The organism is Celeribacter sp. SCSIO 80788 (genome assembly GCF_051054295.1).
GTDB lineage: Bacteria > Pseudomonadota > Alphaproteobacteria > Rhodobacterales > Rhodobacteraceae > Celeribacter.
This window is the reverse complement of the sequence record NZ_CP150482.1, coordinates 729,273-750,727: the sequence shown is the minus strand read 5'-3', so window position 1 is coordinate 750,727 and position 21,455 is coordinate 729,273. Positions and strand designations below refer to the sequence as shown.

The following is a 21,455-nucleotide window of genomic DNA, read 5'->3' as shown; positions in this document are numbered from 1 at the left end:
AAACCCATGACAAAAATCGCAGTTCTGATCGTCGCCGCCGGACGCGGCACCCGCGCGGGCGGGGAGATGCCGAAGCAATGGCAAAGGCTGGGGACCGCCCCCACAGCCCTGCGCGTCATCGACCATGCCATCGCCGCCTTCCGCCCCTATGCGGATGCGATTGTCGTGGTGCATCACGCGGACGATCTCGACCTGGCGCAAAGCCTTGAAAACGTAATGCTTGTTGCCGGTGGCGCGACCCGTTCTGTTTCCGTGAAGGCGGGGCTTGAGGCGCTTTCCGGTCAGGGTTTCGATACGGTTCTGATCCATGACGCGGCCCGCGCCCTGATCCCCGCCGGGGTGATCGAAGGCGTGCTCACCGCGCTCGAAACCCACAAAGGCGCGGCGCCTGCGCTCATGGTCACGGATGCGCTTTGGCACGGAGCATCCTCACAAAACGCCGCCGAAACAGGCAATTTTGTCGACGGCACGCGCGACCGCAGCGGGCTCTATCGCGCCCAGACGCCGCAGGGTTTTGCCTTCGACGCCATTCTGACCGCCCACCGCGCCTTTCAAGGCGAGGCCGCCGACGATGTCGAAGTGGCCCGCGCCCATGGCCTCGCGGTTGCGATCACCGAAGGCTCGGAAGAGAATTTCAAGATCACCCACCCCGGCGATTTCGCTCGGGCCGAGGGGCTGTTGCGTCAAAGAGCGCAAGACAAACCACAGGAGTACACGGCAATGGAAATCCGCCCCGATATACGCTTGGGCAATGGCTATGACGTGCACCGTTTCGGCGAGGGCGACCATGTCTGGCTCTGCGGCGTGAAAGTCCCGCATGAGCGCAGCCTTCAGGGCCATTCCGACGCCGATGTCGGCATGCATGCGCTGACCGATGCGATTTATGGCGCGCTGGCGCGCGGCGACATCGGTCAGCATTTTCCGCCCTCGGACCCGCAATGGAAGGGTGCCGAAAGCCATATCTTCCTGCGCCATGCCATCGGGCTTGCGCGCGAGATGGGTTATGAGATGATGAATTGCGACGTCACTCTGGTCTGCGAACGTCCCAAGGTGGGACCCCATGCCGCCTCGATGCGCGCCGCTTTGGCGGATATCATGGGCGTCGATGTGGAGAAAGTCTCGGTCAAGGCGACCACCTCCGAGCGGCTCGGCTTCACCGGGCGCGAAGAGGGCATCGCGTCGCTCGCGACCGCCGCCCTGATCAAGAGCTGAGCGACAAAGACCGCGGCAAAGACCCCGGCCAAAGACTTGAAGGAGACCCGGATGAACCCCTATGCGGAACTGATCGCGACCCTCGCCAAGATCGGCTACATGAAACCCGCCTCCGGCACATGGGGCTCCGCCGCCGCCGTGCCGCTGTTCTGGGCGCTGCACGAAACCCTCGGTGTCCCCGGCGTGCTGATCGGCACGGTGATCGCCTTTGTCGCAGGCCTCTGGGCCACCCAGAAAATGACCGCAAACAGCGAGAACGAAGACCCCTCCGAGATTGTCATCGACGAGCTGGTCGGCATGTGGATCGCGCTCATCCCGGTCTCCATCGGCTCCGCCATGGCCGGCATGCCCTCCACCACGCTCTGGCCCGCATGGCCCACCGCCTTTCTGGCCTTCCGTCTGTTCGACATCTGGAAACCCGGCCCCATCGGCTGGGCCGACCGGCGCGGCGATGCGCTTGGCGTGATGCTCGACGATGTGATCGCGGGCGTGTTCGCCGCGGTGGTCGTTCTGGTCTTTGCTGGCCTCTATCATGGGGTGATCCAATGAGTGCGCATGCCACTCCCCTGCCCCTAGCGCTGGCCGAAGAGGTGCTTGCGCTGGCCCGCACCGCAGGCCTGATGATCTCCACCGCCGAAAGCTGCACCGGCGGCATGATCGTCGGCAGTCTCACCGAAATCCCCGGCTCCTCAGACGTGGTGGATCGCGGCTATGTCACCTATTCCAACACCGCCAAGCGCGAAATGATCGGCGTCTCGCCCGTCACCCTCGCCGAATATGGCGCGGTCTCCGAACAGGTGGCGCTGGAGATGGCCGAAGGCGCTCTGGCGAAATCCATGGCCGGGATCGCCGTCGCGGTCACCGGCATCGCAGGCCCCGGCGGCTCCGAGAACAAACCCGAAGGCCGGGTCTGTTTCGGGCTCGCCCGCAAAGGCGCGACCACCGTGGTGGAAACCGTGGATTTCGGCCCCCTGGGCCGTGCGAGCGTGCGCGGAGCCACCGTGGAACACGCGCTCGAGATGCTGCGCTCGGCGCTCAGAACCTAAAACACGGAGCGGGCACACGCCGGATCGGGAGGGGACATGATCGACATTCTTCTGGTGCTCGTCGCCGGGCTCTTGGGCGGCATGCTCAATGCCGTTGCGGGCGGAGGCACTTTCCTGACCCTGCCCGCGCTGATCTTCGCGGGCGTGCCTGCCGTATCCGCCAATGCCACCGCCACGCTCTGCGCCCTGCCCGGCTATGTCAGCAGCGTCTGGGCCTATCGCCGCGACCTGCACACCACCGCCAATATGCCCGCCCTGCGCATGATCGCCGTCTCGGCCCTCGGCGGCCTTCTTGGTGCGGGTCTGTTGTTGATCACGCCCAATGACACGTTCCTCATCGCCGTGCCCGGTCTCATGGCGCTGGCCACCCTGCTTTTTGCCGGGGGACCGCAACTGATCCGCCGCCTTCTGGCCCACGACATGCTTGCGCCTCTGGGCGCGGCCATCGCACTGTTGCTGGTGTCGATCTATGGCGGCTATTTCAACGGCGGGCTGGGGATCATGCTCCTCGCCGTGCTGGGCCTCATCGGCTACACCGACCTGCACGCGATGAACGGGCTGAAAAACGCGCTGTCGGTGCTCTTGTCGCTGGTCTCCGCCGTGACCTATGCGCTCGCGGGCGTCATCGCCTGGGACTATGCCGCGCTTCTGGCCGGAGCGATGATCGCGGGCGGATTTTTAGGCGCGCATTTCGCCCGCCGCATCCGCAACACCGCCCGGCTCAAACAGTTCATCGTCTTGGTCGGCGTGGTGATGACCGTGATCTTTACGGTGCGGCTGTTCTGAGCGCTCAGCCATACAACTCCTGCGCCCGGCGCTCGAACGCCCGGACGATGCGCTGCATCGCCTCGTTGAACACCACGCCGATCACGCCTTGCAGGATCGCGTTCTTGAATTCGAAATCGACAAAGAACTCGATATCGCAGCCGCCATCGGCGGCGGGCGTAAAGACCCACCAGCTTTTCATATAGCGAAACGGCCCGTCGAGATATTCCGTGTCGATCTTGCGCTCTGCCGGGAAAAGTTTCACCCGCGAGCCGAATTTCTCCCGGAACACTTTGAACGAGATCACCAGATCGGCCAGCATCAGCTCGTGGTCGCCCATATCCGTGCGCGAGCGAATGCGCGCGGCGGCGTTCCACGGCAGGAATTTCGGGTAATTCTCCACATCCGCCACAAGCGCGTACATCTGATCGGCGCTATATGGGAGGTGTTTTGTTTCCTGATGCGTCGGCATGGTCTCTGGTCTGTCTTTATCCGGCCTGATACATCTAACCTCAGGACAGGAAATGCAAGAGTCCAAAGAGGGGACAGCATGACGCAGCGGCCATATCACATCGACACCATGATCTCGGCCAAGGCCATCGCGGCGCGGATCGAGGATCTCGCAAAAGAAATCCGGCGCGCCTACAAGGACACCGACAAGCTCGTGGTCGTGGGCCTGTTGCGTGGCTCTTTCGTCTTCATCGCCGATCTGGTGCGCGAGCTGGAGATGAATGTCGAGGTCGATTTCCTCGAAGCCTCCTCCTACGGCGACGGTACGGTCTCTTCGCGCGAAGTGCGCATCCTCAAGGACCTGCGCAACCCGATCGAGGGCCGTGACGTCTTGGTGGTCGAAGACATCGTCGACACGGGCCACACCCTCTCCGCCGTCATCAAGCTTTTGAAATCGCGCAAACCGCGCAAGCTCGAGACCATCGCCCTTCTGGACAAACCCGCCCGCCGCGAGGTCGATCTCAAGGCCACATGGATCGGTTTTGAAATCCCCGACGCTTTCGTCGTGGGCTATGGCATCGACTTTGCCCAGGCCAACCGCAACCTGCCCTTCATCGGCTCCGTGGTCTTCGATGACGAACCGGGGACGCCCGCATGACCCCCATGCACTGGCTGATGCGCGCCAAACGCTGGTCGCAAAATCCGCCCTCGGCGAAACGTGTCGTCTTCATCTTCGCCATCGTCGCCACCTGTCTGGCGCTCGTCCTTGTGGAAAAACTCTTCGGCCTGCCCGCCTGGATGCAAATCAACGGCGGGCCCCGTTAAGGACCCGCCATGGCTGCTGGCTCCGCTGATGACCGGCCTATTGCCCCGGCACCAGAACCTTGCCCATCAGATGCGCTTCCTCCGCCTCTAGCGCCGCCGCGATCCGGGCCCGCGCCTGACGCAGACGCGGCGCATCGGCCAGATCGGCATGCGAGGCCACGAAGACCGGCAAAGGTGCCAGATCGACCACCGGCTCCACGGGCACGAGCTTCGGCGCGGCATTGCCAAGCACCACCGGCAACATCACCCGGCCGATACCGGTTTCCGCCAGCGCCTTGAGCGTCAGGAAACTGTCGGCGGCGGCCACGAAGGTGACTTTGCGCCGCTCCAGCTCCTCGCGCAGCTTCTGCGCCGCATGCGAGCGTCCGATTGCGCCCGTCAGCCCGATCCAGCGGTTCGCCGGCACCTCGGTCGAACGGGCATAGAACCCGAACCGCATCTGCGCCGCCATCTCGCCGTGCAGTTCTTCCGGCAGTTTGAACGTCGGGCGGACCGTCACATCGGCATGCAGCCGCGACAAATCCAGATGCGCGTTGTTCGAGATCAGCTCGAAAGACAGTTCCTTCTCATGCGTCGACAGCCGCGCCAAAAGCGGTGGCAGCACCACCTGACAGAAGGTGTCCGTCGACGTCACGCGGATGACCCCGGCAAGCGGCGCTTCGCCCGCACGCGCCAGACGTTCGACCGCACTCACCGCAGCCTCCACCTCGCGCGCAGCCTCGATCAGCCGCAATTTCTCCGGTGCGATCTCATAACCGCGCACGGATTTCTCGAACAGTTCGACACCGAGCCGCTTTTCAATCCCCGCCACGCGCCGCAAGACGGTGGCATGGTTGACCCCCAGCTCACGCGCCGCACCCGACACCGAGCCAGTGCGCGCCACGGCGAGCACGTACCGGTAATCGTCCCAATTTGGCCTGTGCATCATTTCTAAGTCTCCCCTCCTATACGGCCAGATTCTAGCATAGGACTGTGGGGAAATGCCTTGAGAGAGATCACTTTCTGACGAAATTTGCACGGCTCGCCCCGAAAATCCGCCAGCCCCCTCGGAATTAGAGCGCGGCGGTCTTGTAGAGCCGGACCTTCAACCCGCCATGAGCAATCGGAGCGGAAACCGGTTCCCAAGGCAGGCCGGTGGCCTGCGCCAATTGCCCGTCGGAGGTGATCATGCCGACACGCCAGCCCTTGAACCGCTCGCGCATCACCTGCCCGAAGGCCCCATAAAGCGCGTAGAGGTCTTTCTTCTTGCCGATCCTCGCGCCATATGGCGGGTTGACGATCACCAGACCGGTCTGGCCCTCGGGGCGCTCGATCTCCGACACAGATACGGGTTTGAACGTGCAAAGATCGGCCACGCCCGCACGTTCGACATTGTCGTTCGCCATGCGAACAACGTTCACATTGCGATCAGACCCGTAAAACTGCAAAACCGTCTCACGTTCCCGCCAGTTCGCTTTGATTTTTTGCACGACCTGCGCGTCGAACGGCGCGAGATGCTCGAAGGCAAAGCCACGCGCACGACCGGGCATCCGCCCCCGCGCCCATTCCGCGGCCTCGATCACAAAGGTCCCCGAACCGCACATCGGATCGAGCACCGGTTCACGCCCGTCATAACCGCAGGCCCGCAGAAACAGTGCCGCCATGGTTTCGCGCATCGGCGCCTTGCCGACACCGGCCTTATAGCCGCGCTTGTGCAGCGCCTCGCCGGAGGTGTCGACCGACAGGATCACATTGTCATCCTCGATCCGCACCTTGAGCACCACCTCGGCCTCCGCCGACAGGGGCGCGCCAAGCTCCTCGGTGATCGCGCGCTCGATGCGTTCCTGCGCGGCACCGGCGTGGTAAATCTTGTTGCGCTTGCCGGTGACCACCTCGACCCGGAACGGCACATCGGGCTTGAGCACCTCGCCCCAGGGAAACTTGCGCGCCCGCTTGTCGAGCTGCGCCAGATGGAAGGCCCGAAACTCGCCGATCCGCGCCAACACCCGCGCCGCCCCGCGGAGCGTCATATTGGCCCGCACCACGTCGTCCCACGTGCCCTCAAAGGTCACACCGCCGCCCACGGCGACAGGCGCAGGGAACCCCGCCTCCACCGCCTCGGCCAAAAGATACGGCTCAAGCCCCGGCTGCGTGCCGAGGAAAATTTCAAACGTGTTCGACACTTACGCTTGACCGAGTTTCTTCAGACGGTTTTCCCGAAGCCGGGCGAAATCGTCCCCCGCATGGTAGGACGAGCGCGTCAGCGGCGTCGCCGAAACCATCAGAAAGCCCTTGTTGATCGCGGCCTTCTCATAGCTCTTGAATTCCTCGGGCGTCACAAACTCCGCCACCGCATGGTGTTTCGGCGTCGGCTGCAAATATTGCCCGATGGTCATGAAATCGATGTTGGCGGCGCGCATGTCGTCCATCACCTGCAACACTTCCGGGCGTTTCTCGCCCAGACCCACCATGATCCCGGATTTGGTGAACATGGTCGGGTCGAGCTCCTTCACCCGCTGCAACAACCGCAGGGAGTGGAAATAGCGCGCACCGGGGCGCACCTCGTGGTAGAGCGCCGGCACGGTTTCAAGGTTGTGGTTGAACACATCCGGTTTCGCGGCGACCACGGTTTCGAGCGCCGAAGGCGCGCATTTCAGAAAATCCGGCGTGAGAATTTCAATCGTGGTCTCCGGCGAGCGTTTGCGCACTGCCCGGATCGTCATCGCGAAATGCTCCGCGCCCCCGTCCTCAAGATCGTCGCGGTCCACCGAGGTGATCACCACATGCTTGAGCCCGAGTTTCTGAACCGCATCGGCGACACGCCCCGGCTCGAACACGTCGAGACTGTCGGGCCGCCCGGTGGCGACGTTACAGAAGGTACAGCCACGGGTACAAATCTCCCCCATGATCATCATGGTGGCATGGCCCTGCGACCAGCATTCGCCCGCATTCGGACAGCCCGCCTCTTCGCAAACCGTCACCAGTTTATGCTCACGCATGATCTTGTGCGTGTCCATATAGCCCTTCGAGGTCGGCGCCTTCACGCGGATCCAGCTCGGCTTCTTCGGCTGGGCATTATCGGGGCGATGCGCCTTTTCCGGGTGGCGCTGGTCGGGGATCTTGAGATCACGCATGGCGGGATGCTTTTCCGTTTGGGCTTTTCCGTTTGGATCACGATATAGGCAACCTGCCCGCAAATGTCTCGCGAAATCCGCGCCTTTCGCATCTGCGGCGATTTCTGCCGCAGGCGCATTGATCGAAGGTTTAGAATCGCTCTAAAAGATGCGGCATAATGAAGCGCTCCCTACATGGAAAAGCGCAAGCTCAAGGAGTTTTCCCATGAAAGCCGGTTACAAACTGCCCGAAGTGACCTTCCACACCCGCGTTCGCGACGACAGCATCGGCGGTCCGAACCCGTTCAAATGGGAGGACAAAACCACCTCCGATTATTTCGCCGGCAAGCGCGTTGTGCTGTTCTCGCTCCCCGGCGCCTTCACGCCGACCTGCTCCACCTACCAGCTGCCGGGCTTTGAAAAAGGCTTCCCGGAGTTCAAGGATCTGGGCATCGACGCGATCTATTGCATGTCCGTCAACGACAGCTTCGTCATGAACAAATGGGCGCAATCTCAAGAGCTTGAGAACGTCGGCGTGATCCCGGACGGCTCCGGGGAATTCACCCGTCGCGTCGGCATGCTGGTGCGCAAGGACAACCTCGGCTTCGGTCTGCGCTCCTGGCGTTACGCCGCCGTCGTCAATGACGGTGTCGTCGAAGCCTGGTTCGAAGAGCCGGGTCTGTGCGACAACCACGGCGAAGACCCCTACGGCGTCTCCTCCCCGGAGAACGTGCTCAAATGGCTCAAAGGCGAAGAAGCCGTCGCCGTCGCCTAAGTCGCACGCAGGTCTGAGATGACGAAAGGCCCGCAGGACATCCCTGCGGGCCTTTTCGCATCCGCAGCATCGCGCGACCTCGGAATACCGTCGCATACCGGGAATACCCGGGACGCATGGCTGACGTGCCTCACGCCCGGCTTTGCGCCTCACACATCAACTCTTCTCCCGCATCCTTCAAAAGTGCGGCCAACTCGGTGAACCACAGCTTCGCCTCCGTCGATTGCCGCCGCACCAGCGCCACCACGCGCTGCGGCTCCGGCTCGGGAAAGCGCAGCACCGCCATCTCCGGGCTCGCCGCCATCTCGGAACAGAGCGCAATCTCCGGCAAAAGCGTCAGGCCAAAGCCCTGCGCCACGAGGCCGCAGAGCGTCGCCAAAGAGGAGGCCCCGAGATCGACCGACTGCCGGTTGCGTTTCAACCCGCAGACCTCAAGTGCCTGATCTGCAAGGCAATGCCCCTCGTCCAGAAGCAACAATGTATCCGGCGACAGCTCCGTCGGGCGCGGCACCGTCGCCTCCGTCAGCGCCGCGATCCGCGCCTGCGATCCGGCCAGCAGGAAACGATCTGTAAAAAGCGGCTCGGCCAGCAGGCCTTCGATGTCATAAGGCAGCGCGATCACCGCCGCATCGAGCTGGCCCGAGGCCACCAGTGCGATCAGATCCGCCGTCTGCGCCTCCCGCACCCGCATGTCGAGATCGAGCGCTGCCGCCTTGATCCGGGTCAGCGCCCGCGGCAACAGATAGGGCGCAATGGTCGGAATGACCCCAAGCGTCAGCCGCCCGGTCAGCCCCTTCGAGAGCCGGATTTCCGCCTCCAGATCGCGGGTCATCGCCAGGATCTGCTGCGCCCGGTCCAAAACCACCTGCCCCGCCCGCGTCAACCTGATGTCGCGCGGCAGCCGTTCGACCAGCTGCGTGCCGAGGCTCGCCTCCATCTCCTTGATCTGCTGCGACAGCGCGGGTTGGGTCACATGTACGGTCTCGGCCGCCTGCGAAAAGCTGCGGGTCTCGGCCAGTGCCACGAAATAGGTCATTTGTCTGAGCGTCAGCATGGCCCCTCCAGTCATTAGAAGAGCTAATACCAAATCACTGAAATTACAATTTCAATTGATCCCATAGCGGCGCTATTCCCGCTTCACCCCGCTGGCTAGGGGGCGCCCAAAAGGTCCTGACCGACCCGATGGGCACGGATCGCAAGATCCGACTTGAGCAGGACCGCCCCCGAGCGGTCCCACCTGAACACCCGGAGGTTTTGAGGCCTTCGGGTGCTTTTTTTCAGAAGGCGGCAGAGCGTTTGCCGGGGCCATGCCCCGAACCGGCCTGGGCTCCGCCCGTAAAATCCTCAAACGCTCCACTGGAGCGTTTGCCGGGGCCATGCCCCGGACCGGCCGGGGCTCCGCCCGTAAAATCCTCAAACGCTCCACCGGAGCGTTTGCCGGGGCCATGCCCCGAACCGGCCGGGGCTCCGCCCGTAAAATCCTCAAACGCTCCACCGGAGCGTTTGCCGGGGCCATGCCCCGGACCGGATTTTACCCAATCAAATTCGAATACCCCGCCTCGTCGTAATGCTTCTTCAACCGCTGCAACGCGATCCGCAACACGATCTTGCCCGAGCGCGCCGACCAACCCATGCGCTTCTCCGCCTGCTCCATACCTTCCAGAAAACAACAGCAGCGCAGCGCCACATCGCCAAGCCCCGGCCCGAGATCGCCAAGCGCCGCCGCCACCCGCGCCTTCGCCGCCTCCGAGCCAAAGCCGTTGACATCGCCCGTCACCCGCCCGGCCTCGATCGGAAAGCGCTCCCAGTTCACGCCGCCCGCGCCCATCTGCGCCAGTTCGAAATCCTCGCGCAGACGCTCCGCCGCCGCCACAAGTTCCGGCGGCAGGAACATCGTGCCATCCTTGTCGCGCCGCCGCGACAAAACCATCACCGGGCTTTCCGCCGCATTGTACCGGATGCGCTTCGGGCGATCCTCCGTATCCGCATCGGCGCGCAAGGCAAACCCACCCGCCCCGGCATCGAACCGCGCCGGCGCCTCGGCAAAGCCTGCCCGCGCGCTTTCGTCTTCTGCCAGAAACCCGCGCAGCGCCGCGCGCCCCGCCGCCGTGATCGTGTAGCGCGTGATCTTGCCCTTGGCATTCGCCACGATCCAGTCCTTGAGCGCCATCGCCTGCGCAATGGGACGGTCGAGCACCGCCGTGCGCGCCGTGCGCCCGTCCGGCAGATCGCGCACCACCACGGCCTTTTCCATGTCTTTCGCCACCGCCAGACAGGCCCCCGGCTCCGACAGGCGGCGCAAAATGCGGCGGGCTTCGCGCGCAATGGTCGCATCATCCGGCGGGGTCGCGCCGGTCGGCTCGGAAAACGGGCTTTGGTCGGTCATGAAGTCCTTGTCCTTGATGTCCTTGGAGGTCTGGGCCTGAGCATTCTGGGAAAGCGGAAGAGCCGCCGCGTCCCGAGCCTGCGGCGTAAGGCGGCTGAGCGAGGACAGCGCCTCGTCGATCAGCGGATCGTCCCGCTTCTGTTCGAGCTTGCGCACCTGACGCATCACGGTCGAGGGCGCACAGCCGCCGCGCCGCGCCAGTTCGCGTATCGTGTCGCCGCTTTCCGTATGCGCCAGATAGCGCTTGGCCTCCTGCGGCACCCATTTCGGAAGTTGCCCGTACGACCCGGCCGTTCCTTTCCCAGTTTCCAGCATATTTCCCCCGGCATTCAGATTAATTGTTTCCATATTTGATACAGTTAAGATTTGAGCCCCTCACAGATCGACAGATATCAACCGGATCTTCACAGATTATCCCCCGATTTATCCCGAATCCTGCCTCAACCATGAGTTGCATTGGTTACGCAAAGGTTAACTGTTTCTCGTTTCGCCATTGTCGCCCCATAATCCTAAACAATGCCCCGCCGCACCGTTCTCAATACGGAAACAATACGCAACACACGCTTAGGTTGTGCAAAGCTCCCCTCATATCGTTTCATCCACGACCCGTCGCCCATACCGGACAAGCGAAACCGGACGGGCGCAACACCAACAGGAGATCTGCCCATGACCGACGTCACGACCCTGCTTGCCGCCCTGCGCCGTCCCCGCCTTTTGATCCGCGCCGCACGCTTCGGACTGGAACATTACAACCGCAATCGTGACCTCAAACGGGTCATGCGCAGCGCCACCGCCCCCTCGCCCGCCCGCGCCCTCACCGCGTTGATCGAGGAAGAGGCCCGCATGGAAGACATCCGCCGCTCGGGCGATGCCACCTATAATGTCACCCGCCATGTCGAGGTTCTGATCGCACTGATGGGCGAGGCCCGTTTGTTGCCGCAGAAGCAACAGACCGCCTGACCGGCCCCCGTTCAAAGGCTACCCGACAGCCCATCCCCCTGTACCGCCCCCGTTTCCGCCTCCTCCCGGCCGAAACGGGGGCTTTTTCATGGGCGCTTTTTCGGTGTGAAACGCCGGAATGCGGGAATCCATCTTGCCTGAATCCGTCCGCGCGCATAAAGGCAGGGCATGACCCAGATTTCCCATGACCGCCTCCTCATCATCGACTTCGGTTCCCAGGTGACGCAGCTCATCGCGCGCCGTCTGCGCGAACTGAATGTCTATTGCGAAATCCACCCCTATCAGAAGGTCACCGAAGAGAGCCTCAAGGAATTTGATCCGCGTGCGATCATCTTCTCCGGCGGCCCGGATTCGGTGATGCGCGAGGGCTCGCCCCGCCCGCCGAAAGCGGCCTATGAGCTGGGCGTGCCGATCCTCGGCATCTGCTACGGCCAGCAGGTGATGATGCACGATCTGGGCGGTCGTGTCGAAGCGGGCGAACATGCCACCGCCGAGTTCGGCCGCGCCTATGTGACCCCGACCAAGGCTCACACCGATCTCCTGAACGGCTGGTTCATGGATGCGACCGGCAAGGAACAGGTCTGGATGTCCCACGGCGACCACGTCGCCGAGATCGCGCCGGGCTTTGAGGTTTACGGCACAAGCCCAGGCGCGCCTTTCGCCATCACCGCCGACACCGAGCGCCGCTTTTACGCCGTGCAATTCCACCCGGAAGTGCACCACACGCCCAATGGCGCGACGCTTTACGAGAATTTCATCAAACTTGCGGGCTTCTCCGGCGACTGGACCATGGGCGCGTATCGCGAAGAGATGATCGCGAAAATCCGCGAACAGGTCGGCGACAAGAAAGTCATCTGTGCCCTGTCCGGCGGTGTCGACAGTTCCGTCACCGGCATCCTGCTGCACGAGGCGATCGGCGATCAGCTCACCTGCGTCTTCGTCGACCATGGCCTTCTGCGTCTCGGCGAGGCCGAGCAGGTCGTCAACATGTTCCGCGAGAACTACAACCTCAATCTGATCCATGCCGACGAAAGCGATCTTTTCCTCGGCGCACTCGAAGGCGTGTCCGACCCGGAAGTGAAGCGCAAAACCATTGGCAAGCTGTTCATCGACGTGTTCCAGAAATACGCCGATCAGATCGAAGGCGCCGAATTCCTCGCGCAAGGCACGCTCTATCCCGACGTGATCGAATCCGTGTCCTTCTCCGGTGGCCCCTCGGTGACGATCAAATCGCACCACAACGTCGGTGGTCTGCCGGAAAAAATGGGCCTCAAGCTCGTTGAACCGCTCCGCGAGCTGTTCAAGGACGAGGTCCGCGCGCTGGGTCACGAGTTGGGCCTGCCCGCCTCCTTCATCGGTCGTCACCCCTTCCCCGGACCGGGTCTCGCGATCCGTTGCCCCGGCGAAATCACCCGCGAGAAACTCGACATCCTGCGCAAGGCCGATGCGGTCTACATCGACCAAATCCGCAAACACGGTCTCTACGACGAGATCTGGCAGGCCTTCGCCGCCATTCTGCCGATGCGCACCGTCGGCGTGATGGGCGACGGGCGCACCTATGACTATGCGCTGGCGCTGCGGGCTGTGACCTCGGTCGACGGCATGACGGCGGATTACTACCCGTTCACCCACGAATTCCTCGGCGAGACCTCCACCCGGATCATCAACGAGGTCAAAGGCGTGAACCGCGTGTTCTACGACTGCACCTCGAAGCCGCCGGGAACCATCGAGCTGGAGTGATCCGGCCCGTTCTCCCCTTGCCAGAGCGACACGGGTCAGTTTTCATCGGGCAACCGCCCGCGCAGAACTGACCCACTCCCGCCTCTCCCATAAGACCCGCCCATGCCCATCGCCCGCGACAAGAACCTGATCTTCGTTCACATTCCCAAGAATGCCGGCGAGTCGATCGAGAAAGCCCTGGGCATGTATGGCGGCAAACCCGACGAGACGCTCTGGGGCGCGATCAACAAACGCACCGTGCTGCAACATCTCACCGCGCCCGAGCTTAAAAACCGCCTCGCCGACGATGCGCTCTGGACCCGCTGCACCAAATTCGCCGTGGTGCGGAACCCCTGGTCGAAAGCCGTTTCCGAATACAACTGGTATCTGCGCTATGGCGAGGCCTGCTCCTTTCGCGACTGGGCCTTCACCCTGCCGGAACGGATCGCGGCCAACAAGACGCTGCGCACCCTCGAAATCGGCCATAACATCCCGCAACACCGGTTCATCTGCGATGCGGACGGCAAGCTGCTGATCGACCGGCTGCTCCGTTTCGAAACCATCACCGAGGATTTCAACGCCTTCATGCGGGAGTTGAACCTGCCCGTGGCGCTCGAACACGATACCGCGACCGCCAGCCATACCAAACGGGCTTTCCAAAGCTATTACGACCCTGAGACCATCGAGCTGATCGGCGACATCTACGACGTCGACGTCACCTATTTCGGCTACGACCGCGCCGAAACCTTTCCCGACCTGTAAATAAAACGCCATAGCTTCGCCGCCCCCCCACAAAATTGCAAAGGCGTTCTCCTCCCGCGAGAGCGCCTTTTCTTTTGCCAAGCGCCCCGCCCCCTCGCTAAGAGGGGCAAACCGATGGAGGAGAAACATCCGGTGAGCAAGATCCTGTTGACAGGCACCATGACCTGCGCCGCCCATGAGGTCGACCATGTTCTGGCCCTCATGCCAGACCACATCCGCCTCTCGCGCGCCGAACCCGGCTGCCTCCAGTTCGATCTCTGGCAGGACGAAGTCCGCCCCACCGAGTTTCACGTCACCGAAGTCTTCCGCGACGCCCGCGCCTTCGAGGCCCATCAGGAGCGCACCCAAAGCTCCGACTGGGGACGTGTCACCCATCACATGCAGCGCGATTTCCGAAAGTCCCCCGCATGAGCGAAAGTCACCCACTCAAGGCCGCGCTCTGGATGAGCGGCGCTCTCGCGGGATTCTCCGCCATGGCCGTCGCCGGGCGCAAGCTCGCGGGCCATCTCGATACGTTCGAAATCCTCGGCTACCGCTCGCTCGTGGGCCTCATCATCGTGCTCGCCATCGCCATTCCGCAACGCCGTCTCCGCGAATTCCGCCCCAAAGCCATGCCGCTCCATATCGGGCGCAACCTCGGCCATTTCGCCGGTCAGAACCTCTGGCTCTTCGCCCTGACCCTCATTCCCATGGCCCAGCTTTTCGCGCTGGAATTCTCCTACCCGATCCTCGTGGGGCTGGGCGCCACGATCTTTCTCGGCGAGAAAATGACGCCGACACGGGCGCTGACCTCCGCCATGGGCTTCATCGGCATTCTGATCGTCGCCCGCCCCTTCGGCGGCGCGCTGTCCATCGGCCTCGTCGCCGCCATGCTTTGCGCCTTCGGCTTTGCCGCCTCCGCACTGTTCACCAAACGCCTGACGCTCACCGCCCATGTCACCATCCTGTCGATCATGTTCTGGATGGTCACGCTACAACTCGTTTTCGGTCTGGTCTGCGCCCTCGCAGACGCCGACATTGCCCTGCCGCGTCTTCAGGATGTGCCTTGGGTGATGGTCGTCGCCGTCTCCGGGCTCGGCGCGCATTTCTGCCTCACCACCGCCCTGTCGCTGGCCCCCGCCTCCATCGTCACCCCCATCGACTTTCTGCGCCTGCCGATCATCGCCGTGATCGGGATGGCCTTCTACAATGAGAACATCGACATCTGGGTTTTCCTCGGCGCAGCGATTATTTTTTCCGCCAATTACATCAATATCTTGTCCGAAAACCGCCGAGTGTCCCGCCTCAGCTCTCCCGCCTGATGCAGAAAAGCCATGCTCGGTCACTTGCAACCATGACGCGGCGTCAGAATTGCTTGAAATCTTGTCGCAGCTTAGGCTGAGTGGACAATAAGAGCGGAAAGTCGCTCACCACGACACTTTAAAAAGATCTAAGGAACGGGCCTCAGTGCCCGTCAGGGATGGAGATCAATGAAAAACACGACACTTCTGGCGGCCTCCGTGGCCGTCGCGGCCATCGGCGCCGCATCCGGGGCACATGCAGGCGGCATGGATCGGTCCCGTCAATCCATCGCACCGCTGTTCGAAACCGGCACCTATGTCGAACTGAGCTTCGGTTCGGTCAGCCCGGATGTTTCCGGGGCCTATCCTGTCATGCCCGGTTATGAGCTCGACGCGGGCGATGTGACCCCGTCCTTCAACATGGTCTCCGGCGCCTACAAACGGGATTTCAACGACAAGCTGTCCTTCGCGCTGATCATCGACCAGCCCTTCGGCGCAGATGTCGATTACGGCGCCAGCACCAGCTACCCGATCGCCGGGTCCAACGCGACGGTGAAAACCACCGCTGTGACCGCCGTCCTGCGCTACAAATTCGACGATCGTTTCTCGGTCTACGGCGGTCTGCGTCACCTCACCTCGGAAGGCGAGGTCTCGCTCTACCTTTCGGGTACCAACTTCTACCAGATGGAAACCTCAACCGAAAACGACTGGGGCTACCTCGTCGGTGCCGCCTATGAGATCCCGGACATCGCGCTGCGCGCCAGCCTGACCTACAATTCCGAAATCGACATCGACTTCACCGCAGATGAGCTTTCCGCCCTTGGTGCCAATTCCTCGGATCTGGCCGTGACCATGCCGAAATCGGTGAACTTCGATTTCCAGACCGGCATCGCCGCCGACACGCTTCTGATGTTCTCGGCACGCTGGGCGGAATGGACCACCACCACGATTGCCCCGGACGATTACGTCACGATCATCGGCGACAATCTCGTCGATCACTCCGACGACACGATCTCCTACAGCCTCGGCCTTGGCCGTCGTTTCAACGACAAGCTCTCCGGTTCGTTCTCCATCGGCTATGAAAAATCCTATGGCGGCATCTCCGGCAACCTGTCTCCCACCGACGGTTACAAATCCGTCGCGGCCGGTCTGAAATATCAGATCACCGATCAGACCGCGATTTCCGGCGGCGTCAGCTATGCCTGGATCGGCGACACCACCACCTCGGTGGGCGGCGAGTTCGAAGACAACTCCGCCATCGGCTTCGGCCTCAAGCTGTCGCATCATTTCTGATCCGACCTCATCAATCCATCGAAAGGCCCTGCGATCCCGCGGGGCCTTTTTCGTGACGCTCCTTGTCCGACAAAAGTCCGACACAAGTCCGACGCTTTGCCGACAGCGGTTTTGAGCCCGTTTGCCGTCCCCTCCGAGCGAAAACCGTGATCGGCGTTTGCACAAATTCCGGTTTGCCTCCGGCCCCCGTGCAAGCGATTTTGCGGCAAACGCACGAGGAAAAATCATGGCCCCACAAAAGATCATCACCCCCGCAGCCTGGGTCGGGCTGTTCACCATGGGCTTTCTCTGGGGCTGTTCCTTTCTCGCCGTCGCGATCCTGATCCGCGAGCTGCCGATCTACTGGGTCGTCGCGGGCCGGGTCTCCATCGCCGCCGTCGTGCTCTGGGGCTACATCCTGATCAAGGGCCTGCCCGTACCAAAAATTTCTCAGTATTTATGGCGGTTTATCCTTGTCGGCGCCTTGACCTCCGCGATCCCCTTCCTGCTGATCACATGGGCGCAGCGGCACATTCCCTCGGGCCTCGCAGGCATTCTCAACGCCTCCACCGCGATCTTCGGCGTGCTCTTTGCGGCGCTGATTTTTGCCGATGAAAAGCTCGGCTGGCGCAAGGGCACGGGCGTTTTGCTCGGCGTGTTGGGGATCACCACGATCATCGGCCCGGAGGCGCTCAAGTCCTTCGATCTGACCTCCCTCGGGCAGCTCGCCATGATCGCCGCCACCATGTCCTACGGGTTCTCGAACTCCATCGGCCGCATCCTCCTCTCCGACCTCCGCCCCGAAATCGCCGCCGCCGGCATGCTCACCGGCGCGGCCCTCATCGCCCTTCCGGTCGCCTTTCTCGTTGCGGGCGCCCCGCCCGTGACGCTCAGGCCCGAAACCTGGGGCGCGCTTCTGTATCTGTCGGTGATGTCCACCAGCCTCACTTATATCATATATTACAAAGTGATCGCCGTGGCCGGTGCGGGCAATACCTCGCTCACCACGCTGATCGTCGCGCCGGTCTCCATCGCCCTCGGGGCACTGGTGCTGGGCGAGAGCCTGCCACCACAGGCCTATGTCGGTTTCGGGCTGATCGCGCTTGGTCTTCTGGTGATCGACGGGCGGATTTTGACCCGGTTGCGGGGGCATGAGCGCGCTTAACACTTGCGAGCGAGCGCGCGCCGTGGCACCACCGAACCCGACCAACAGGGCCCGACAGGAACAGACGGATGACATACGAAACAGGTGCGGATTGGCAAGAGTGCACGCGCAAGCGGCTCATCCTCTTTGGCATGTCGGGGCTCGGCAAGACCGTAATTTCCAACATGCTGCGCGGCACGGGAGAGTGGTATCACTACTCGATCGACTACCGTATCGGCACGCGTTACCTGGGCGAAGCCATTGATGACAATCTGAAAAAAGTCGCGATGCGCGAACCGTTCCTGCGCGAACAATTCCTCTCGGACAGCATCTATATCAAGGCCAACCTGACCTTCGACAACCTCGCGCCCGTGTCCTATTTCCTCGGCAAACCCGGCTCGGAAGCCTTGGGCGGCATCCCCATGGCCGAGTTCCGCCGCCGCCAGACCCTGTTCCGCGCCGCCGAAGAAGCCGCCCTTCTCGACACCGGCCATTTCATCGACCGGGCGCAGACACTGTACGGCTATCCGCATTTCGTCTGCGACACCGGCGGTTCGATCTGTGAATGGGTCGACCCCGAGAACCCTGACGATCCGATCCTCAAAGCGCTCTCGGGCGAGGCACTTCTGGTCTGGATCAAAGGCTCCGAGGCCCATACCGAAGAGTTGATCCGCCGTTTCGACAAGGCGCCGAAACCGATGGCCTATCAGCCGGAGTTTCTGGCCGCCATCTGGGAGGAATATCTCGCCACCAAGGGCGTCCAGGAAGACGAGGTCAACCCGGACGATTTCATCCGCTACACCTATGCCCGCGCACTGGCCCACCGCCAGCCGCGCTATGCCGCGATGGCCGACAATTGGGGCATCACGCTCGATTATGAGGACGTCAAACAGATCAAAGGCCCCGAGGACTTCTCGGCCCTGATCGCCGCCGCGCTTGATAAACGCGCACAACAGGCTTAAATCTCCTTCACTTCAAAGGAACCCGATCATGCCCATTACGCTGCCCGAAAACCTTCCCGCCTATGATGTCCTCTCTGCCGAGGGCGTCATGGTCATGGGCGAAGGCCGGGCCGCGACGCAGGAAATCCGGCCGCTCAAGATCGCGCTTCTGAACCTGATGCCGAAGAAAATTCAGACGGAAAACCAGTTTGCCCGTCTGATCGGCGCCACGCCCTTGCAGATCGATTTCCACCTGATCCGCATGAGCGAGCATCAGACGAAAAACACCGCCGCCGAGCATATGGAGCAATTCTACCGCCCCTTCTCCGAGGTCAAAGCCTCCGGCGAGAAGTTCGACGGGCTGATCATCACCGGCGCGCCGATCGAGCATCTGCCCTTTGAGGAGGTCACCTATTGGGACGAACTCAAAGAGGTGTTCGACTGGACCCAGAGCCATGTGTTCTCCACCTTCGGCGTCTGCTGGGGCGGTATGGCGATGATCAACTATTTCCACGGCGTGCAAAAACACATTCTGGACCACAAGGCTTTCGGTCTGTTTCAACAGGAAAACCTTGCCCCGAACTCGCCCTATCTGCGCGGCTTCTCCGACCTGTGCTACATCCCGGTCAGCCGCTGGACCGAGATGCGCCAATCCGAGATCGACGCCGTGCCGGGGCTTGTACCGCTTTTGGGATCGGACGAAACGGGGCCTTGCCTTGTGCAGGATCCGGAGCATCGCGCGCTCTATATCTTCAACCATTTCGAATATGACACGGGCACATTGTACGAGGAATATCAAAGGGATGTGGATGCGGGCAAAGAGATCATCCTGCCGCAGCACTATTTCCCGAACGACAATCCCTCGCTGCGCCCGATGAACCGCTGGCGCTCGCACGCGCATCTTCTCTACGGCAACTGGATCAACGCGATCTATCAGGACACGCCCTACAAACTGGAAGAGATCGGGCGCTGACATGCGCAGCCGCGCGCCCGCTCCGCTCGAAATGCCGCTGCGGCGCGGGCCGATGCGGGCGCTCAAAACCCGGCGCAAGGGCGATCTGATCGCAACGCCGTCGGGGCACGAAATCCATGTCGAAAGCTTCGGCGCACCGTATGCGCCGCCCGTGGTGCTGATCCATGGCGCCTCCGGGTCGACCTATGACATGAGCTTCGCCCTCGCCCCGGCACTGGCGCAAGACTTCCGTGTCTACGCCCTCGACCGCCCCGGCTATGGCCACAGCCCCCGGATGCAGGACGAAAGCCTCACCGCACAGGCCCGCGTGATCCGCGAAGCCATGGCCATCGTCGACCCGCGTGCGCCCATCGTTTTGGGCCAGTCCTATGGCGGCGCGGTGGCGCTGCGGTGGGCGCTCGATGCGCCCGAAACACTTGCGGCGCTGGTGCTGGTCTCCTCGCCCTCGCATGATTGGGAAACCGGCCATCCTCTGTTGCACCGCATTTTGGCCGCCCCCGTCCTTGGTTGGTGGGCGGCGGAGCTGATTGCGTTCACCGTGCCGGAATTCATCGTCGAAAACCGTCTGGCAGAGGTCTTCGCCCCCGATGCCGTCCCCGAGGGCTATGCCGATCATTTCCAGCCGCGCAAGTCGATCCACCCGCCCCGCCACCGGATGAACGCCCGCCAACGCATCGCGCTGCGCGACGAGATCAAGACCATGGTGCCGTGCTACGATGCGCTCACCCTGCCGATCGAGAGCCTGCATGGCACGGCGGATGTGATCGTCCCCGACAGCATCCATGCCTTGGCGTTAGAGGCGCGCCTGCCCTCGAACCGCCTCACCCGGCTCGACGGCATCGGCCATATGCCGCATCACGTTGCGACAGAGGCGGTCGTCGAAGCCGTCAAGCGCGCTGCCCGGCGTTGCAACCCGGACGGAAAAACCTCATAGTGTTAAGGTGATTAACACATAGGGCCTGCACATGACCGATCTTCCTTTCGACGGCGCGATCTCCCGCTATTTCGAAAAAGACGCCCCGAAATCCATTCGCAAGGCGGTTGAGGACGGTGGCAAAAAGGAAATCCTGTCGCCCTCCTTTCCCTATGAGACATGGATGAAAAAGGCCGAGTACGAGGCGGAGATCGAGGCGCTTCAGCTCGAACTGGTCAAAATGCTCGCCGATGTGCGCGAGACCGGCAAGCGCATCGTCGTGGTGTTCGAGGGCCGCGATGCGGCGGGCAAAGGCGGCACGATCAAGCGCTTTCGCGAAAACCTGAACCCGCGTTCGGCACGGATCGTGGCCCTGTCGAAACCGACCGAGCGCGAGGCCGGGCAATGGTATTTCCAGCGCTATATCGACCACCTGCCGACGGCGGGCGAGATCGTGTTGTTCGACCGCTCGTGGTACAACCGCGCCGTGGTCGAAAAGGTTTTCGGCTTTTGCACCGACGCGCAGCGGGAGAAGTTTTTCCACCAACTGCCGGAATTCGAGGAGATGCTGGTCTCCGAGGGCATCCAGTTGTTCAAAATCTGGCTCAATGTCGGGCGCGCCGAACAGCTCCGGCGCTTTCTCGCCCGCGAAAGCGATCCGTTGAAGCAATGGAAACTATCCTCGATAGACGTCGAGGGGCTGAAACGCTGGGATGAGTACACAAAAGCGATTTCCGAGACCATGGAGCGCAGCCACACAGAGGCCGCGCCCTGGACGGTGATCCGCTCGGACGACAAATATCGCGCCCGGTTGAATGCGATCCGCGCCGTGCTCACCAAGATCGACTACAAGGGCAAAAGCGCGAAAAACCTCGGCGAGATCGACCCGAAGATCGTCGATGGGCCGAAAATCCTGATCACCGGCGATGAGGACGAATGA

At 62.3% G+C, this 21,455-nt stretch carries 25 protein-coding genes; 19 read left to right on the top strand and 6 right to left on the bottom strand.

Translation table 11 applies throughout. The annotated features are described in order from the left end of the window. Positions 1-6 precede the first annotated feature (6 nt). From V1471_RS03915 to V1471_RS03900, 4 genes are read left to right on the top strand one after another with little or no spacing between them, the layout of a single operon-like run. Positions 7-1,212, top strand: a complete 1,206-nt coding sequence (locus V1471_RS03915) for a bifunctional 2-C-methyl-D-erythritol 4-phosphate cytidylyltransferase/2-C-methyl-D-erythritol 2,4-cyclodiphosphate synthase (protein WP_434287001.1) — start codon at positions 7-9, stop codon at positions 1,210-1,212. 51 nt (positions 1,213-1,263) lie between these two features. Continuing rightward, positions 1,264-1,761, top strand: a complete 498-nt coding sequence (locus V1471_RS03910) for a phosphatidylglycerophosphatase A family protein (protein WP_434287000.1) — start codon at positions 1,264-1,266, stop codon at positions 1,759-1,761. Beyond that, on the top strand, positions 1,758-2,258 hold the full coding sequence (locus tag V1471_RS03905; protein ID WP_434286999.1) for a CinA family protein: 501 nt from the start codon (positions 1,758-1,760) through the stop codon (positions 2,256-2,258). The genes V1471_RS03910 and V1471_RS03905 overlap by 4 nt, the downstream gene beginning before the upstream one ends. 36 nt (positions 2,259-2,294) lie before the next feature. Beyond that, positions 2,295-3,044 (top strand): sulfite exporter TauE/SafE family protein, encoded by a 750-nt coding sequence (locus V1471_RS03900; RefSeq protein ID WP_434286998.1) that lies wholly within the window; start codon positions 2,295-2,297, stop codon positions 3,042-3,044. 4 nt (positions 3,045-3,048) lie between these two features. Here the strand turns inward: V1471_RS03900 and V1471_RS03895 are convergent, their stop codons facing one another. After that, positions 3,049-3,495: a type II toxin-antitoxin system RatA family toxin gene (locus tag V1471_RS03895; RefSeq protein ID WP_434286997.1), complete on the bottom strand. Its 447-nt coding sequence runs from the start codon at positions 3,493-3,495 to the stop codon at positions 3,049-3,051. Positions 3,496-3,573: 78 nt separating this feature from the next. On the opposite strand from V1471_RS03895, the gene hpt reads away from it, so the two are divergent. Next, on the top strand, positions 3,574-4,131 hold the full coding sequence (gene hpt / locus V1471_RS03890) for a hypoxanthine phosphoribosyltransferase (protein ID WP_434286996.1): 558 nt from the start codon (positions 3,574-3,576) through the stop codon (positions 4,129-4,131). Continuing rightward, positions 4,128-4,298: a hypothetical protein gene (locus tag V1471_RS03885; RefSeq protein WP_434286995.1), complete on the top strand. Its 171-nt coding sequence runs from the start codon at positions 4,128-4,130 to the stop codon at positions 4,296-4,298. The genes hpt and V1471_RS03885 overlap by 4 nt, the downstream gene beginning before the upstream one ends. A gap of 37 nt (positions 4,299-4,335) precedes the next feature. Here the strand turns inward: V1471_RS03885 and V1471_RS03880 are convergent, their stop codons facing one another. From V1471_RS03880 to lipA, 3 genes are all read right to left on the bottom strand, one after another. Beyond that, positions 4,336-5,226, bottom strand: a complete 891-nt coding sequence (locus V1471_RS03880) for a LysR family transcriptional regulator (RefSeq protein ID WP_434286994.1) — start codon at positions 5,224-5,226, stop codon at positions 4,336-4,338. Positions 5,227-5,350: 124 nt separating this feature from the next. Next, on the bottom strand, positions 5,351-6,460 hold the full coding sequence (locus tag V1471_RS03875) for a THUMP domain-containing class I SAM-dependent RNA methyltransferase (protein WP_434286993.1): 1,110 nt from the start codon (positions 6,458-6,460) through the stop codon (positions 5,351-5,353). Beyond that, positions 6,461-7,411, bottom strand: a complete 951-nt coding sequence (gene lipA, locus V1471_RS03870; protein ID WP_434286992.1) for a lipoyl synthase — start codon at positions 7,409-7,411, stop codon at positions 6,461-6,463. Positions 7,412-7,616: 205 nt separating this feature from the next. Between lipA and V1471_RS03865 the strand changes: the two genes are divergently transcribed. Beyond that, positions 7,617-8,165, top strand: coding sequence for a peroxiredoxin (locus V1471_RS03865; RefSeq protein ID WP_434286991.1), 549 nt, complete (start codon positions 7,617-7,619; stop codon positions 8,163-8,165). Positions 8,166-8,295: 130 nt separating this feature from the next. On the opposite strand, the gene V1471_RS03860 is transcribed toward V1471_RS03865, so the two are convergent. Then, positions 8,296-9,219, bottom strand: a complete 924-nt coding sequence (locus V1471_RS03860) for a LysR substrate-binding domain-containing protein (RefSeq protein ID WP_434286990.1) — start codon at positions 9,217-9,219, stop codon at positions 8,296-8,298. A 253-nt stretch (positions 9,220-9,472) separates the two neighbouring features. On the opposite strand from V1471_RS03860, the gene V1471_RS03855 reads away from it, so the two are divergent. Beyond that, positions 9,473-9,733 carry a hypothetical protein gene (locus tag V1471_RS03855; protein ID WP_434286989.1) on the top strand — a complete coding sequence of 87 codons (261 nt, stop codon included), beginning with the start codon at positions 9,473-9,475 and terminating at the stop codon, positions 9,731-9,733. Here the strand turns inward: V1471_RS03855 and V1471_RS03850 are convergent. Continuing rightward, positions 9,697-10,866: a DUF6456 domain-containing protein gene (locus tag V1471_RS03850; RefSeq protein ID WP_434286988.1), complete on the bottom strand. Its 1,170-nt coding sequence runs from the start codon at positions 10,864-10,866 to the stop codon at positions 9,697-9,699. The two genes, V1471_RS03855 and V1471_RS03850, sit on opposite strands and share 37 nt — an antisense overlap. A gap of 351 nt (positions 10,867-11,217) precedes the next feature. Here V1471_RS03850 and V1471_RS03845 point away from each other — a divergent pair, with 351 nt between their 5' ends. The 11 genes from V1471_RS03845 to ppk2 all read left to right on the top strand — a co-directional run bounded on the left by V1471_RS03845 (position 11,218) and on the right by ppk2 (position 21,455). Next, positions 11,218-11,511, top strand: coding sequence for a DUF6477 family protein (locus tag V1471_RS03845; RefSeq protein WP_434286987.1), 294 nt, complete (start codon positions 11,218-11,220; stop codon positions 11,509-11,511). 168 nt (positions 11,512-11,679) lie between these two features. Further along, a complete protein-coding gene (gene guaA, locus V1471_RS03840; RefSeq protein ID WP_434286986.1) occupies positions 11,680-13,251 on the top strand; it encodes a glutamine-hydrolyzing GMP synthase in 1,572 nt (523 codons plus the stop codon). 102 nt (positions 13,252-13,353) lie between these two features. Next, the gene (locus tag V1471_RS03835; protein ID WP_434286985.1) at positions 13,354-13,992 is read left to right on the top strand and encodes a sulfotransferase family 2 domain-containing protein; all 639 of its coding nucleotides are present in this window, start codon (positions 13,354-13,356) and stop codon (positions 13,990-13,992) included. Between the two features lie 114 nt (positions 13,993-14,106). Further along, a complete protein-coding gene (locus tag V1471_RS03830; protein WP_434286984.1) occupies positions 14,107-14,403 on the top strand; it encodes a putative quinol monooxygenase in 297 nt (98 codons plus the stop codon). After that, on the top strand, positions 14,400-15,293 hold the full coding sequence (locus V1471_RS03825; RefSeq protein ID WP_434286983.1) for a DMT family transporter: 894 nt from the start codon (positions 14,400-14,402) through the stop codon (positions 15,291-15,293). The genes V1471_RS03830 and V1471_RS03825 overlap by 4 nt, the downstream gene beginning before the upstream one ends. A 168-nt stretch (positions 15,294-15,461) precedes the next feature. Beyond that, the gene (locus V1471_RS03820; protein ID WP_434286982.1) at positions 15,462-16,565 is read left to right on the top strand and encodes an OmpP1/FadL family transporter; all 1,104 of its coding nucleotides are present in this window, start codon (positions 15,462-15,464) and stop codon (positions 16,563-16,565) included. A 226-nt stretch (positions 16,566-16,791) separates the two neighbouring features. Beyond that, positions 16,792-17,709 (top strand): DMT family transporter, encoded by a 918-nt coding sequence (locus V1471_RS03815; protein WP_434286981.1) that lies wholly within the window; start codon positions 16,792-16,794, stop codon positions 17,707-17,709. Between the two features lie 68 nt (positions 17,710-17,777). Beyond that, positions 17,778-18,650 carry an ATPase gene (locus tag V1471_RS03810; RefSeq protein ID WP_434286980.1) on the top strand — a complete coding sequence of 291 codons (873 nt, stop codon included), beginning with the start codon at positions 17,778-17,780 and terminating at the stop codon, positions 18,648-18,650. Positions 18,651-18,678: 28 nt separating this feature from the next. Then, a complete protein-coding gene (locus tag V1471_RS03805; RefSeq protein ID WP_434286979.1) occupies positions 18,679-19,602 on the top strand; it encodes a homoserine O-succinyltransferase in 924 nt (307 codons plus the stop codon). Between the two features lies 1 nt (position 19,603). Further along, complete coding sequence (locus V1471_RS03800) at positions 19,604-20,536, top strand: alpha/beta fold hydrolase (protein ID WP_434286978.1); 933 nt, start codon at positions 19,604-19,606, stop codon at positions 20,534-20,536. 31 nt (positions 20,537-20,567) lie between these two features. After that, positions 20,568-21,455: a polyphosphate kinase 2 gene (gene ppk2, locus V1471_RS03795; protein ID WP_434286977.1), complete on the top strand. Its 888-nt coding sequence runs from the start codon at positions 20,568-20,570 to the stop codon at positions 21,453-21,455.

Excerpts from the sequence above, each read along its gene's own strand:
- V1471_RS03915 (WP_434287001.1), top strand. The coding sequence starts at position 7 with ATGACAAAAATCGCAGTTCTGATCGTCGCCGCCGGACGCGGCACCCGC.
- V1471_RS03910 (WP_434287000.1), top strand. The coding sequence starts at position 1,264 with ATGAACCCCTATGCGGAACTGATCGCGACCCTCGCCAAGATCGGCTAC.
- V1471_RS03905 (WP_434286999.1), top strand. The coding sequence starts at position 1,758 with ATGAGTGCGCATGCCACTCCCCTGCCCCTAGCGCTGGCCGAAGAGGTG.
- V1471_RS03900 (WP_434286998.1), top strand. The coding sequence starts at position 2,295 with ATGATCGACATTCTTCTGGTGCTCGTCGCCGGGCTCTTGGGCGGCATG.
- V1471_RS03895 (WP_434286997.1), bottom strand. The coding sequence starts at position 3,495 with ATGCCGACGCATCAGGAAACAAAACACCTCCCATATAGCGCCGATCAG.
- hpt (WP_434286996.1), top strand. The coding sequence starts at position 3,574 with ATGACGCAGCGGCCATATCACATCGACACCATGATCTCGGCCAAGGCC.
- V1471_RS03885 (WP_434286995.1), top strand. The coding sequence starts at position 4,128 with ATGACCCCCATGCACTGGCTGATGCGCGCCAAACGCTGGTCGCAAAAT.
- V1471_RS03880 (WP_434286994.1), bottom strand. The coding sequence starts at position 5,226 with ATGATGCACAGGCCAAATTGGGACGATTACCGGTACGTGCTCGCCGTG.
- lipA (WP_434286992.1), bottom strand. The coding sequence starts at position 7,411 with ATGCGTGATCTCAAGATCCCCGACCAGCGCCACCCGGAAAAGGCGCAT.
- V1471_RS03865 (WP_434286991.1), top strand. The coding sequence starts at position 7,617 with ATGAAAGCCGGTTACAAACTGCCCGAAGTGACCTTCCACACCCGCGTT.
- V1471_RS03860 (WP_434286990.1), bottom strand. The coding sequence starts at position 9,219 with ATGCTGACGCTCAGACAAATGACCTATTTCGTGGCACTGGCCGAGACC.
- V1471_RS03855 (WP_434286989.1), top strand. The coding sequence starts at position 9,473 with ATGCCCCGAACCGGCCTGGGCTCCGCCCGTAAAATCCTCAAACGCTCC.
- V1471_RS03850 (WP_434286988.1), bottom strand. The coding sequence starts at position 10,866 with ATGCTGGAAACTGGGAAAGGAACGGCCGGGTCGTACGGGCAACTTCCG.
- V1471_RS03845 (WP_434286987.1), top strand. The coding sequence starts at position 11,218 with ATGACCGACGTCACGACCCTGCTTGCCGCCCTGCGCCGTCCCCGCCTT.
- guaA (WP_434286986.1), top strand. The coding sequence starts at position 11,680 with ATGACCCAGATTTCCCATGACCGCCTCCTCATCATCGACTTCGGTTCC.
- V1471_RS03835 (WP_434286985.1), top strand. The coding sequence starts at position 13,354 with ATGCCCATCGCCCGCGACAAGAACCTGATCTTCGTTCACATTCCCAAG.
- V1471_RS03830 (WP_434286984.1), top strand. The coding sequence starts at position 14,107 with ATGGAGGAGAAACATCCGGTGAGCAAGATCCTGTTGACAGGCACCATG.
- V1471_RS03825 (WP_434286983.1), top strand. The coding sequence starts at position 14,400 with ATGAGCGAAAGTCACCCACTCAAGGCCGCGCTCTGGATGAGCGGCGCT.
- V1471_RS03820 (WP_434286982.1), top strand. The coding sequence starts at position 15,462 with ATGAAAAACACGACACTTCTGGCGGCCTCCGTGGCCGTCGCGGCCATC.
- V1471_RS03815 (WP_434286981.1), top strand. The coding sequence starts at position 16,792 with ATGGCCCCACAAAAGATCATCACCCCCGCAGCCTGGGTCGGGCTGTTC.
- V1471_RS03810 (WP_434286980.1), top strand. The coding sequence starts at position 17,778 with ATGACATACGAAACAGGTGCGGATTGGCAAGAGTGCACGCGCAAGCGG.
- V1471_RS03805 (WP_434286979.1), top strand. The coding sequence starts at position 18,679 with ATGCCCATTACGCTGCCCGAAAACCTTCCCGCCTATGATGTCCTCTCT.
- V1471_RS03800 (WP_434286978.1), top strand. The coding sequence starts at position 19,604 with ATGCGCAGCCGCGCGCCCGCTCCGCTCGAAATGCCGCTGCGGCGCGGG.
- ppk2 (WP_434286977.1), top strand. The coding sequence starts at position 20,568 with ATGACCGATCTTCCTTTCGACGGCGCGATCTCCCGCTATTTCGAAAAA.